This window comes from Streptomyces sp. NPDC087428 (assembly GCF_044744085.1).
Taxonomy (GTDB): domain Bacteria; phylum Actinomycetota; class Actinomycetes; order Streptomycetales; family Streptomycetaceae; genus Streptomyces.
Window position 1 is genome coordinate 54667 of record NZ_JBIUXR010000028.1, and the last position, 13547, is coordinate 68213.

Sequence of the window (13547 nt, forward strand, 5' to 3'; positions counted from 1 at the left end):
CCGTCATGGCGGAGCTCCCCGCACCGGGCGGCGCGGGGAGCTGGCGGGGAGCGCGTGGAACGCCGCGGGTCAGACGAGCTGCCAGAGGTGGTCGGCGGTGCCCGTGTCACCGAACTGGACGACGTGGGCGCTGTCGGCGGTGGACATGTTGTCCACGCCGAGGACCTTGCCCGAGTTGCGGTTGCGGATGCGGTACCAGCCGTCGCCGTCCGGGACGAGCTGCCAGAGGTGGTCGTCGGTGCCGTTGTCGTCGAACTGGACGACGTGGGCGCTGTCGGCGGTGGACATGTTGTCCACGCCGAGGACCTTGCCCGAGTTGCGGTTGCGGACGCGGTACCAGCCGTCCCCCTCGGGGACGAGCTGCCAGTCGTGGTCGGCGGTGCCCGTGTCATCGAACTGGACGACATGGGCACTGTTCGCCGTGGACATGTTGTCGACGCCCAGCACCTTGCCCGAGTGCCGGTTGCGGACGCGGTACCAGCCGTCGGTCAGCCAGGGCGAGCCGCCGGGACCGGCCGTCGGGAACGAGGTGATGCGCAGCCGTGCCGCCCCCATGGGGACGAGCGTGACCTCCTCCACCGGCTCCGTGCTGCGGGCCGGACTGTCCCGGAGCGGGGTGACGACGTGCTCGGCGTCCGCGGTCCACTCCGGGATCCGGCGGGCCCGCGCGGTCATGGTCAGCGGGGTGCCGTCGAGGGTGAACGGGTTGGCGTCCTTGGGGTGGCGGACCGTGTGGGGGCGCAGCGAGGCGGCCGGTTTCCTCCCGTCCAGGACGAGCCCGTAGTTCCACGGGCCGGTGGCATGCACCTCGTACTCAGGGAACCGGTCGGTGCCGCCGATGCGCCGGTACTCCTCACCGATGCGCAGGGAGTACGTGAGCGGGCCGCGGTCCACGCTGACGGAGCCGTGGTTCCGCCCCCAGGTGCGGACGGTGGTCGTCTGGGGGAAGCGCAGGGTCACCTTGTCGCCGTCGGACCAGGTGCGCTCGACGCGGGTGAAGGCGGGACCGGCGGGGGCGTCCACGCGGCGCCCGTTCACCTCGATCCGCGGGGCGTCGCACCAGGCGGGCACCCGCAGCACCAGGGGGAACCGCAGCCGCGTGGGCGCCTTCAGGCGCAGCGTGACCGTGTCCGTGAACGGATATCCGGTCTCCTCGGTGAAGGTGACCTCGGTGCCGCCGGCGACCTTCGCGGTGACCTCGCAGGCGGCGTACATCGCGGCGACGAGCCCCCCGTCGGGGGTGGCGAGCCAGAGCTCCTCGGTGAAGTAGGGCCAGCCCATGCCGTAGTTGTGCGGGCAGCAGCGGTACTGGTCGACGCCGGGCAGGAACGCCTGCATGGCGAAGCCGTTCTGGAACTGCCGGTCCTTCTTGACGGCGTTGTCCAGATCGACGCTGTTGGCGCTGGTGATGTAGTGCACCGCCCGGCCCGAGGGGTCGAGGGCGGCCGGCAGCGAGTTGAACGCCAGCTCCTCGCAACGGTCGGCCCACAGCGGATCGCCGGTGATCCGGGTGAGCAACTGGTGGCTGGCCATGAACTCGACGATCCCGCACGTCTCGAAGCCCTGCCGGGGATCGCCGTGCCCGGGGCGCGCGTTCTCGTCCCCGGCGAAACCGCCGCCCGGGAACTGGCCGTACTGGTCCATGGCCTTGCCGTACGTCCCGTACGTGTTGCGGGTGTCCTGGGCCGAACCGCTGCGCAGCGCGTACTGGGCGGGCTCGCGGAAGCCCTGCGCGATGTTGACGTTGTGCGGGTTGACCAGGTTGTCGCCCCAGTCGGCGCCGTTCGCGTGGATCTTGTCGGCGAGGTCCAGCAGGAAGGTGTCACCGGTGCGGTTGAAGAGCCAGAACACGCTGTCCAGGCCGTCGCCCCAGCGCAGCGCGATCCAGCTGGTGTTGAAGGCCCCCGGCCCCTGGGCGTTCATGTAGCGGAAGAACTTGCTGAGGAACGGGATGACGCGCGTGTCGCCGGAGTACTCCTGCCAGGAGCGCAGTGCCTGGACCAGGGGCAGGAAGGGCCAGAAGTCCGGGCCGCCGTTCAGCGACGTACGCAGTGACTTCGGGCCGAAGAAGCCGTCGGACTGCTGGGTGGCGAGGATCGCGTCGAACCAGCGGCGGACGGCCGCCAGCGCCTTGGCGTCACCGGTGACGATCGCCAGGTCGGTGTACCCGCGCAGCCAGTACGGGACCTCCTCCCAGCCGCCCAGTTCGGGGCGGACCCAGCCGGTGGCGCCGAAGTCGAGGAAGTGCGAGAACTCCTCGTACCGGCCGCAGAGGCCGTCCAGCTGGAGTGTGAGCTGTCCGGCCAGCCAGCCGCGTGCGGTGACCCGGCCCGGCGGCAGTTTCAGGAACGCCGTCGGGTGCAGGGGCGCGGCGTTGGGGGAGTAGTGACCGCCATGAGCCGGTCTCGCCCGGTGCTCGGCCGCGGTCGCGGTGGTGGCCCAGCGGCCGGTCGCCGCCGAGGTGGCGGCGGCCGTGGCCAGCGCGCCTGCCATGAGTTGTCTGCGGTTCAGGGGCATGGAGGGGTCTCCTGCTCTCTGCCGGCCGTGCGGGGACACCGGCTCGGGGAAGGCGCATGACACGTGCGGGCTGCCATGACGCACCGGCCCGGGGGAGGCCGGGGCGTGCGCACGGCAAGGAGCGCCGTCGCGGCCGGAGGGCTGCACGGCACAGTTCTTGCAACGTTGGAAAATTACTGACGGCGGTATGACAGCACGGCGTCGAGCGGCTGTCCAGGGGTGCGGCGGCAACCGGCGGGCCGGAGGCGCCGTTCGGCCGAGGGTGACTCCGACACATTTTGGAAACGCATCGACAACGCTCTTGCCGCCCGTGCCGCGCCGCCTATATAACGTTGTAAACCGAGCCGCCGAGAGGCCGCGCAGACTCTCACGACCGCAGTTCGTGCAGCTGGGGCCCACCCCCGTGGAGCACTGGCGGGGGTCGTGAGGAATGCAGTGGCATCAGCCGCCGGGCGGCCGATGCATCGTCCAGCCATGCCCGACCGCACGCCCGTCGGCGTGCCGTCAACCCGCCAAGGAGCTCCCGCGCATGATGATCCAGCGCCGAACCCGTACCCTCGCCGTGGCCTGCCTCCTCGCCGCCACCGCCACGCTGGCCGCCTCCGGCTGCTCCAAGTCGGAGGGCTCGGACAACGCGAGCGCTGACAGCAGCCAGGGCGCCCAGGCGGCCAAGTCCCCCGAGTCCTCGTCCGGTTCCGGCTGCTCGCTGCAGACCTACGGGTCGCCCGAGCTGGACCTCAAGGACGCGGTGGTCGGCTTCTCCCAGTCGGAGAAGGAGGCCAACCCGTTCCGGATCGCCGAGACCCAGTCCATCAAGGACGAGGCCAAGAAGGTCGGCGTCAAGAAGCTGCTCACCACCAACGCCCAGTCGCAGCTGTCCAAGCAGATCAGCGACATCCAGGACATGCTGTCCCAGGGCGCCCAGTTCCTCATCGTCGCCCCGCTCAACTCGGACGGCCTGGAGCCGGCGCTGAAGGCCGCCGCCGCCAAGAAGGTCCCGGTCCTCACCGTCGACCGCAAGCTCAACTCCACCGCGTGCAAGGACTACGTGGCCTTCCTCGGCTCCGACTTCGTCGAGCAGGGCAAGCGCGCGGCGGACGCGATGATCAAGACGACCGGTGGCAAGGGCAAGGTCGCCATCCTCCTCGGCGCCTCGGGCAACAACGTCACCACCGACCGCACCAAGGGTTTCGTCGACCAGCTCAAGGCCAAGGCGCCCGGCCTGAAGATCGTCGCGCAGCAGACCGGCGAGTTCGCCCGCGACAAGGGCCAGCAGGTCATGGAGCAGCTCATCCAGTCCAAGCCCGACATCACCGCCGTCTACGCGGAGAACGACGAGATGGGTCTCGGCGCCGTCACCGCGCTGAAGGCCGCCGGCAAGAAGCCCGGCAAGGACGTCAAGATCGTCTCCGTCGACGGCACCCGCAACGCCGTCCAGGCCCTGGTCAACGGCGAGTACAACGCCGTCATCGAGTCGAACCCGCGCTTCGGCCCGCTGGCCTTCGCGACCGCCCAGAAGTTCTACGGCGGCGAGGAGATCCCGGAGAACGTCATCATCTCCGACCGTGCCTACGACGAGTCCAACGCCAAGGCCTCGCTCGGCGGCGCGTTCTGACCGCGACCCGCCCCACCTGCCCGTAACGCCCGCGCGGAACCGCCGTGCCGGGACCCGGGCGCGTACCGATCCGTACGTGTCCCACCCGGCCCGCACCGGCTCCCCGGCGGCGGACCGCCGCCGTGACGCTCCCACCCGTCACGGCGGCCACCGGGCCCACACCCTTGGAAGAGCGGAAGGCCAAGACCAGCCATGGCACCACCCGAAGCAGTACCGCAGCCGCCGGAGCCGGCCGCCGACGCGAAGGAGGCAACCGCACCGGCCGCCGACGCGAAGGAGGCAACCGAATCCGACGCCGACGCCGGGGAATCCACCACGCCGGCCTCCTCCGTGAAGGAGACCGCCGACGGGAAGCAGGCCCCCGCGCCGGCCGGGGCCGTCCTCGAAGCGCGCTCGGTGAGCAAGCGGTTCCCGGGCGTCGTCGCCCTCGACGACGTCTCCTTCTCCCTGCGCGCCGGGGAGACCCACGCACTGGTGGGGGAGAACGGAGCCGGCAAGTCCACCCTGATCAAGGTGTTGACCGGCGTCTACCAGCCCGACGAGGGCGAGCTGCGGCTGACCGGACAACAGATCGCCTTCGCCCGGCCGTTCGAGGCGCAGCAGGCCGGCATCTCCACGATCTACCAGGAGGTGAACCTCGTCCCGCTGATGAGCGTGGCGCGCAACATCTTCCTCGGGCGTGAGCCGAAGAACCGCTTCGGCCTGATCGACTTCGGCCGTATGCACCGCGAGACCACCGAACTGCTCGACGGCTTCGGCGTACGCGTCGACCCGAAACGCCCCCTGCACACCCTGGGCATCGGCACCCAGCAGATGGTCGCCCTCGCCCGCGCCGTCTCGGTCAACGCGCAGGTCGTCATCATGGACGAACCCACCTCCTCGCTGGAGCCGCGCGAGGTCGAGACCCTCTTCCGGGTCATCGAGGATCTGCGCGCACGCGGGATCGCGGTGCTCTACGTCAGCCACCGCATGGACGAGCTCTACCGGATCTGCGACCGCGTCACCGTGCTCCGCGACGGCCGCCACATCCACACCGGCGACCTCGCCGACCTCGACCGCATGCAGCTCGTCTCGATGATGCTCGGCCGCGACATGGCCGAGGTCCGCCGCACCGGCCTCACCAGCTTCGGCTCCGAGGGCCACGACGCCTCCCGCACCCCGGTGCTCACCGCGACCGGCCTCTCCCGCAACCACCAGCTCCACGACATATCACTGTCCCTGTACGCCGGTGAGGTGCTCGGCCTCGGCGGGCTCCTCGGCTCCGGCCGCAGCGAGACCGCGAAGGCCCTGGCCGGTGCGCTGAGCCTGGACTCCGGCGAGATCGGGGTCGGCGGGCGCACCCTGCGCAGGCTCACCTCCGCCGGAGCCATCCGGGCCGGCATCAGCCTGCTGCCCGAGGACCGCAAGGCCGAGGGCATCGTCCCGGGCCTCTCGGTGCGCGAGAACATCGTGCTGGCGGCGATGCCGCGCCTCTCCCGCGCCGGTGTCGTCTCCCGCGCCAAGCAGGACCGCATCGTCGACATCTTCATGAAACGGCTGCGGATCAAGGCGGCGAGCCCCGAGCAGAAGGTCGGCGAACTCTCCGGCGGCAACCAGCAGAAGGTCCTGCTGGCCCGCTGGCTCTGCCTGGAGCCCAAGGTCCTGCTGCTCGACGAGCCCACCCGCGGCATCGACGTCGGTGCCAAGGCCGAGGTCCAGAGCCTCATCGACGACCTCGCCCGCGAGGGCCTCGCCGTCCTGCTCATCTCCTCCGACATCGAGGAGCTCATCGAGGGCGCCGACCGCATCGTCGTCCTGCGCGGCGGCGCGGTCGCGGGCGAACTGGCGGGCGACGAGGTGGCGGAGAGCCATCTGCTCGAAGTGCTCGCCGACCACTCACCGGCGCCCGCAGGGAAGGCCCCGGCCGCTCAGGAGGACCCCCGATGACCCAGGCCACGCTCTCCACACCCGCCGCCCGACCGCTGGCGCGGCTGCGCGACCCCGCCTGGTACCAGGAGTACGGCGTGTACGTCGCCGTCGCGGTGGTGCTCCTCTTCAACGCCCTGTTCACCGAGCACTTCATGACCGCGGACAACCTCCGCACCCAGCTCGTCCAGGTCGCACCCATCGTCATCGTCGCCCTGGGCATGGCCCTGGTCATCGGCACCGAGGGCGTCGACCTCTCCGTCGGCTCGACCATGGCGGTGGCCGCCGCGCTCCTGCCGCTCTACCTCGGCTACGGGCTGGTGCCCGCGCTCGTCATGGCGGTGCTGGCCGGTGCGCTCGTCGGAGCGGTCAACGGCACGCTGGTCTCGCTCGTCGGACTCCAGCCGATCGTCGCCACACTCGCCCTGTTCGTCGGCGGCCGCGGCCTGGCCCTCGTCATGGCGGACGGTCAGCTCAAGCAGATCGTCAACCCCGACCTGCTCTCGCTCGGCACCGGATCCTTCCTCGGTGTCCCGCTGGTCGTCCTCATCGCGGCGGTCCTCGCGGTCGCCGTCGCCTTCCTGGTCCAGCGCACCACCTTCGGCCGCCAGGTCGTCGCCATCGGCGGCAACCGGTCCGCGGCCTCCCTCGCCGGACTGCCCGTGCGCCGGGTACTGATCGGTGTGTACGTGCTCTGCGGGGTGTTCGCCGCACTGGCCGGCATCCTCGCCACCGCCAGGCTCACCGCGAGCGACCCCTCCTCGCTCGGCACCCTGATGGAACTCTCCGCCATCACGGCGGTCGTGGTCGGCGGCACCCCGCTCAACGGCGGTTCCATCCGGGTGCTCGGCACCGTGGCGGGCGCCCTGCTGATGCAGCTGCTGCGCGCCACCCTCGTCAAGCACGACCTGCCCGACTCCACCGCACAGATCGCCCAGGCGGCCATCATCATCGCCGCCGTCTACGTCGCCCGGGAGCGTCGGTCCCGATGAACGAAACCTCACCCGCACCGGTGGCCCAGGCCCCGGCACCGCGCAGGACCTCCGCAGCGGCAGGCGGCGGCGCGCCCCGCCCCGTGACCGGCGCACCACCCCCGCTCGGCCAACGGCTCGCCGAACTCCTCCAGCGCCAGGGCGTGCTCGCGGTCCTGCTCACGGTCGTGATCGTCGCGTCGTTCATCTACCCGACGTTCGCCACCCTGGACAACGCGCGCGGCGTGACCGTACAGGCGTCGTTCCTCGCCGTGGTGGCCCTCGGCATGACCATGGTCATCATCACCGGCGGCATCGACCTGTCCGTCGGATCCGTCTTCGCACTGGGCGGCGTGCTCGCCGCCTGGGCCTCCCAATGGGGGTTCCTGGCCGCGCTGTTCGTGCCACTCGTGATGTGCGGCGCGATCGGACTGCTCAACGGCTTCCTCGTCGCCCGCGCGGGGATGGCACCGTTCATCGTCACGCTCGCCACCCTGCTGGGGGCCCGCGGCATACTCCTCGCCTTCACCGACGAGGGCGCCACCACCTACCTGGTCCCCAAGGGATCGGCCTTCGCCGAGCTCGGGCAGGGGAGTGTGTGGGGCTTCGGCTACCCGATCCTCATCGCCCTCGCGCTGTTCGGCATCGGCGGGCTGCTGCTCCAGCGCACCTCGTTCGGCCAGACGCTCTTCGCCGTCGGCGGCAGCAGCGACGCGGCCACCCTGATGGGCCTGCCCGTGGCCCGTACCAAGATGCTGGTCTACACGCTCAGCGGACTGCTGGCCGGACTCGCGGGCGCGCTCAACGCGGCCAGGCTGTCGTCCGGGGTCACGATCGTCGGCGTGGGCATGGAGCTCGACGCGATCTCCGCCGTCGTCATCGGCGGCACGCTTCTGATCGGTGGCGCCGGGTCGATCAGCGGAACGCTCTGGGGCGTCCTGCTGCTCGCCGTCATCCAGAACCTGATCAACCAGATCGGCTCGCTGAACTCCTCGTACCAGTCGGTGGTCAGCGGAGGCTTCCTTATCGTTGTCGTCGTGGCCCAGCGCTATCTGGCGCGCAGCCGCAGAACCACTTGAACCGTGCCGGGGCCGCGGCCCCGGCACAGGTCGAGCCGAACCGGCGGAGCCGGGCCACCGCGCTTCAACGCGCGTCAAGTCGATTCAGGGAGTGCCGTGGGCGTCAGCCTCAAGGACGTTGCGCAACGGGCGGGCGTATCCATCAAGACCGTGTCGAACGTGGTGAACAACTATCAGCACGTCACACCGAAGATGCGCGCCAAGGTGCAGCAGGCCATCGACGAGCTCGGCTACCGGCCGAACCTCACCGCACGGCATCTGCGCAAGGGCCGCACGGGCATCATCGCCCTCGCCGTCCCCGAGTTCGGCAACCCGTACTTCGCGGAGCTGGCCGGTGAGGTCGTCGACGCGGCCGCCCGGCACGACTACACCGTGCTGGTCGACCACACCGGCGGACTGCGGGAGAAGGAACTCCTGGTCAGCCAGGGGTTCCGGTCCCATGTGATCGACGGCCTCATCCTCAGCCCCATCCATCTGGAGACCGAGGACCTGATGGCGCGCACCGAGACGGCACCGCTGGTGCTGCTGGGCGAGCGCGAGTACGAGGCACCGTACGACCACATCGCCATCGACAACGTGGCGGCCTCCCGTGAGGCCGTGCGCCACCTCATCGACCAGGGGAACCGGCGGATCGCCTTCCTCGGCTCGCGCACCGGCCGCGAACGCCAGCCGGCCCATCTGCGGCTGCGCGGCTGGCGGGAGGAGCTCGCCGCCGAGGGCATCACCCCCGACGAGTCGCTCGTCGTGGTCACCGACGGCTACGGACGCGAGGACGGGGCCACCGCCATGGCCGCCCTCCTGGACCGCGGGGAGCGGCCCGACGCCGTGTTCGCGTACAACGACCTCATCGCCATCGGGGCGATGCGCACCCTCTCCGAACGCGGTCTGCGCATCCCCGAGGACGTCGCCGTCGTGGGGTTCGACGACATCGAGGAGAGCCTTTACGGAGCCACCACGCTGACCACGGTCGCCCCGGACAAGGAGGCCATCGCCCGGCTCGCCGTCGACAGCCTCGTCGAGCGCCTCTCCGGCGACGCGGTGCCCGCACCCCGGCGGCCCCGGCCCGGCTACCGGCTGATCGTCCGGGAATCCACCGCCCGGCCCCCTGCCGAGCAGGCCGGACCGTAGCACCCCGACCGGCATGACCCTGCCCGGCCGTCCGCTCGTCGCAAGGATCTCTGATGCCCCGCCCCACCGTGAACCGCAAACCGTTCGGCGCCCATGGGAGCACGGACGTCGATCTCTGGACGCTCGACTCAGGCACCGGAGTCCGGGCCGAGATCCTCACCTACGGCGGAATCCTGCACCGGCTCACCGTGCCGGACACCGGGGGAGCCCCCGCGTCGGTCGTCCGGTCGCTGGCGGGCCTGGACGACTACACGGGCGGCAACCCGTTCTTCGGCGCCCTCATCGGCCGCTTCGCCAACCGCATCGCGCACGGCCGCTTCACCCTCGACGAGGCGGAGCACCAGATCCCCGCCACCGACCGGGGACACGCCCTGCACGGCGGGCCCGGCGGCTTCCACACCCGGGTGTGGCAGGCCGCCGGGGAGACCACCGACACGGCCGCGGCACTCCGCCTCGCCCTGAGCAGCCCCGACGGCGACATGGGATTCCCCGGAGCCCTCGACGTCACCGTCACCTACACCCTCGACGCGGCCGGCACACTCGCCCTCGACTACACCGCGACCACGGACCGCCCCACCGTCCTCAACCTCACCAACCACGCCTACTTCGACCTCGCCGCCCGGGGCGACATCCTCGGCCACACCCTCCAGGTGGACGCCGACCGCTATCTCCCCGTAGACGAGGACGGTATCCCCGAGGGCCCGCCCGCGCCGGTGCACGCCACCCCGTTCGACCTCACCACTCCGTGCACCGTCGGGGAACGGATCGCGCTCCCCGACGAACAGCTGCGCAGGGCGGGCGGCTTCGACCACTGCTGGATCCTCCGGGAACCCGGCACGGGTCTGCGCCGTGCCGCCCGCCTGACCGCCCCAGGCGCCGGACGGATCATGGAGGTGTGGACCACCGAACCCGGCATCCAGGTCTACACCGCCAACCAGCTCGACGGCACCCTGGCCGCCCCCGGCGGCGGCCGCCACGACCGCCACAGCGCCGTCTGCCTGGAGACCCAGCACCTGCCCGACTCACCCAACCGGCCGGACCACCCCGGCACCGTGCTGCGCCCGGACGAAGTCTTCCGCAGCCGCACCGAGTTCAGGTTCCCGCACCTCGCCGCCGTCACGGGCTGAACCCCGGCCGCCCCATGGAACGGCCCGGCCCGCGGATGTCTCGCACTCCGCGGGCCGGGCCTCCTGCTGTGCCGCGCTACTTCAGATACGGACCGGCGGTCCCGACCTTGCCCGGGGCCGCGTTGCTGCCGCCGAGATCCAGGACGTAGACCCGCAGGTTGCCCTTGCCGGGGGCCGCCACGCTCAGCTTGCCGTCCGCCACCACCTGGGTGTCACCGGTGACCGCGTCCTTGTAGGTGCCGTTGGGAATCCCGGAGTAGGTGGCCGCACCGGTGACCGTCACCAGGGCGAAGCTGTCCACTCCGCTCGCCGCGTCGGTGTAGCGCCGCTTGTACGCCATCCGGCCGGTGATGCCCTCGGTGGAGTACTGGCCCATCTGCAGGGCCGGGACGGCGCGGCGGATCTCGTTGAGCCGCTGCACGTGCTTGACCAGCGGCTTGCTCAGCGTGGTGGCGACCTCCCCGGTGGCGGAGGAGACCTTGCCGAAGTCGGACGCCTCGACCGTGCCCGCGAGGTGGTCGCCGTAGTAGGCGCGCCCGGTGGTCGCCAGCGGGCAACTGGGCCCGCAGTCGATCTGCTTGCCGGCCTGGAACTCGATCTCCGATCCGTAGTAGAGCGTCGGGATACCGCGGAAGGTCCACATCAGGGCCATGTTCTCGGCCCAGGCGTCGGTGCCGCCCGCATAGCGTTCGCTGCTCTTGTTGGGGCCGTAGTCGTGGCTGTCCACGTAGACGACGTTGTACGTGGCGTCGTTGTAACTGTCGTCCGAGTCCTTGCCGTTGTTGTACGCGTTGTCGGCGTCACCGAAGTTCATGTGCATCCGCATGTCGATGACGTTCATGCCGGAGAACTCGCTGTGGTCCGGCGTGTGGTAGGCGTTCCCGTTCAGGAAGGCGTTGCTGGAGGTGGGCTGCGCCCCGGTGCCCAGCTTCTCCTCGTAGTCGTACATCTCCAGAGCGGCCTTGGTGTCGTCCGCGTTGTACTCCTTGCGTTCCTTCCAGGTGAAGAACTGCGCCGAGTGGTTGACCGATCCACGGTTCCACTTGTCGTTGACGAACGCACCCACCTCACCGAAGACGAAGAAGTTCTTCGCGGCCTCGGCGCCGAACTGCTGGGTGACGCGCTCCTGGATCGCGGGCAGGAAGCGGCGGTTCCAGGTGGTGCGCGGAATGTGGACGGCGGTGTCGACGCGGAAGCCGTCGACGCCCATGTCGATGTACTTGTTGTACGCGCCGATCAGGTAGTTCTGGACCGGCGCCGACTCGGTGTTGAAGTCGGCCAGGTCCTCGTGCAGCCAGCAGGAGCGCGAGTCCTCGCCCTCCCAGTTCCCCAGCCAGCAGTTGTGGTAGTACTCCTTCGGAAACATCCCCGAAGTCGGGTTGGGCCACTGGCAGTTGTAGATCTTGTATCCCTCGACCGAGGTGGATCCGGTGGGCTTGCCCCAGTTGAGACAGGTGTTGCCCGAGGGTTCCGCGGTGGACCACAGGTCGCCGTTGTAGTACGACTTCCCGGACTTCGTCTCGACGCTCACTCCGTCGTACTCGAAGCCCTCGTTCTTCTCGTCGTAGTACCAGCTCCACTGGTCGTCCCGGACGCCGTAGACGGTCGGGGTGTACAGGCCCTTGGCGCCCCAGCGGGACGAGTGGTTGTAGACGACGTCCTGGTAGATCTTCATGCCCTTGGCGTGCGCGGCGTTGATCAGGTCCTGGTACGAGGCCCCCGCCGATTCGAGGCGGCCGTCGACCTTGTAGAAGTCGTAGCCGTGATACCCGTGGTAGTCGTAGTCGGACCGGTTCAGCACCACCGGAGTGATCCAGACGGCCGAGAACCCGAGCCCCTTGATGTAGTCGAGCTTGTTGACCAGGCCCTTGAAGTCCCCCCGGAACATGGGGTCCTTATTGGCCGCGTTGCCGGACTTCACGTCCTGGCTGCCGCCCCGGTTGTTGCCGGTGTCCCCGTCGTTGAAGCGGGCGGTCAGGACGAAGTAGATCGGGTCCTTGCGCGGGTCGGTGCCCAGTGGCTTGCCCTGTGCGGGCGCCGGCGGTCTGGTGCCCGTGGTCGCCGTCGCGGCGGCCGAGGCCGCCGAGGTGTTGCCGGCCGCGTCGACCGCCTTGACGGTGTAGCTGTAGGCCGTCTTCTCCTCCAGACCGGCGTCGGAGAAGACGGTCGAGCCCACGTCGCTCACCATCACGCCCTTGCTGCCCCCGGTACGCGTGACCTGATACTTCGTCACGCCCCGGTTGTCGGTGGAGGGTTCCCAGGTGAGGACGACCGACACGCCGTCCGCGTCGGCCTTCACCGCCTTCGGGGCGGTGGGTGCCTCGGTGTCCGCCGGTTCGGCGGCGCACGGATCCGCGGCGTCCTTGGTCACGGTCCTGTCCTTGACCGTGGAAACACCGGAGGGGAGGGTGTAGTTGCCGCCGTTGTTGTTGTCCCAGACCCCGTTCCCGTTGTTGAACGCGGCCTGCATGTTCGTCGCGGTTCCGAGGTCGACCGAACGCTTCACCCAGCCGGTGCAGGCCGCCTCCATGCCGACGCCCGGCACCGCGGTCCAGGAGCCTCCCGCCGGCTGGTAGTGCAGGTTGGTGGTGCTCCAGCCGACGGTCGTGGTCGAGTAGTACACCGATGCGGTGTTTCCCGTACCCGAGGTAGGGGAGGGCGAGGGGTCCGGATCGGTCCCGGTGCCGGCGCACGGGTCGCTGTGCGCCACCACCCCGTCCTTGACGGTGATGGTGCCGGTCCCCAGCGCGTAGTTCTTGCCGGAGTTGTTGTCCCAGACCCCGTTCCCGTTGTTGAAGGTGGCGGCCAGTCCCGGTGAACTGCCCAGCGAAACGGTCTTCTTGACCCAGTCCGTGCACGCGGCCTCCATCCGCACGCCGGGCACGGCGGTCCAGGCACCGCCGTCGGGCGCGTAGTGGAGGCTGTACGCGGACCAGTCACGGGTCTTGGTGTAGTAGAAGACCGTCGCCGTGTTCTCGGCGGCCGCCACGGGTACCGCGGAGGAAGAGCCCGCCGGGTCCGGTGCGGCGGTGAGCAGACCCAGCAGCCCTGCCGCGGCCGCCGCCGCTGCCAGGGGCCGTCTGAGCCGCGGGTGGGGGGAGCGTTTCATGTGTCTCTCCAGGGGAGTACGACGGCCTCCCGGGCCGCCGCAGCCAACAGCGGGGTGCCCATCGGGCACCCGCGGGTCCCGCCGGAGAACCCGGAC

General features: G+C 70.3%; 8 protein-coding genes. 6 read left to right on the forward strand and 2 right to left on the reverse strand.

Annotation, left to right across the window (positions count from 1 at the left end):
• Positions 1 to 69: 69 nt before the first annotated feature.
• Positions 70 to 2517, reverse strand: a complete 2448-nt coding sequence (locus ACIO3R_RS38220) for an RICIN domain-containing protein (RefSeq protein ID WP_402111666.1) — start codon at positions 2515 to 2517, stop codon at positions 70 to 72.
• Positions 2518 to 3046: 529 nt separating this feature from the next.
• Here ACIO3R_RS38220 and ACIO3R_RS38225 point away from each other — a divergent pair.
• The 6 genes from ACIO3R_RS38225 to ACIO3R_RS38250 all read left to right on the forward strand — a co-directional run bounded on the left by ACIO3R_RS38225 (position 3047) and on the right by ACIO3R_RS38250 (position 10342).
• Complete coding sequence (locus tag ACIO3R_RS38225) at positions 3047 to 4132, forward strand: ABC transporter substrate-binding protein (RefSeq protein WP_385035102.1); 1086 nt, start codon at positions 3047 to 3049, stop codon at positions 4130 to 4132.
• A 192-nt stretch (positions 4133 to 4324) separates the two neighbouring features.
• Positions 4325 to 6058 carry an ATP-binding cassette domain-containing protein gene (locus ACIO3R_RS38230; protein WP_402111669.1) on the forward strand — a complete coding sequence of 578 codons (1734 nt, stop codon included), beginning with the start codon at positions 4325 to 4327 and terminating at the stop codon, positions 6056 to 6058.
• Complete coding sequence (locus tag ACIO3R_RS38235; protein WP_385035098.1) at positions 6055 to 7029, forward strand: ABC transporter permease; 975 nt, start codon at positions 6055 to 6057, stop codon at positions 7027 to 7029. Before ACIO3R_RS38230 ends, ACIO3R_RS38235 begins: the two co-directional genes overlap by 4 nt.
• A complete protein-coding gene (locus tag ACIO3R_RS38240) occupies positions 7026 to 8087 on the forward strand; it encodes an ABC transporter permease (protein ID WP_402111670.1) in 1062 nt (353 codons plus the stop codon). The genes ACIO3R_RS38235 and ACIO3R_RS38240 overlap by 4 nt, the downstream gene beginning before the upstream one ends.
• Positions 8088 to 8183: 96 nt before the next feature.
• A complete protein-coding gene (locus ACIO3R_RS38245; protein WP_385035108.1) occupies positions 8184 to 9215 on the forward strand; it encodes a LacI family DNA-binding transcriptional regulator in 1032 nt (343 codons plus the stop codon).
• A gap of 53 nt (positions 9216 to 9268) precedes the next feature.
• Entirely contained in the window at positions 9269 to 10342 is a 1074-nt protein-coding gene (locus ACIO3R_RS38250; RefSeq protein ID WP_402111672.1) for an aldose epimerase family protein, read from the forward strand.
• A 76-nt stretch (positions 10343 to 10418) separates the two neighbouring features.
• Here the strand turns inward: ACIO3R_RS38250 and ACIO3R_RS38255 are convergent, their stop codons facing one another.
• Positions 10419 to 13451, reverse strand: coding sequence for a carbohydrate binding domain-containing protein (locus ACIO3R_RS38255; protein ID WP_402111674.1), 3033 nt, complete (start codon positions 13449 to 13451; stop codon positions 10419 to 10421).
• Positions 13452 to 13547 lie beyond the last annotated feature (96 nt).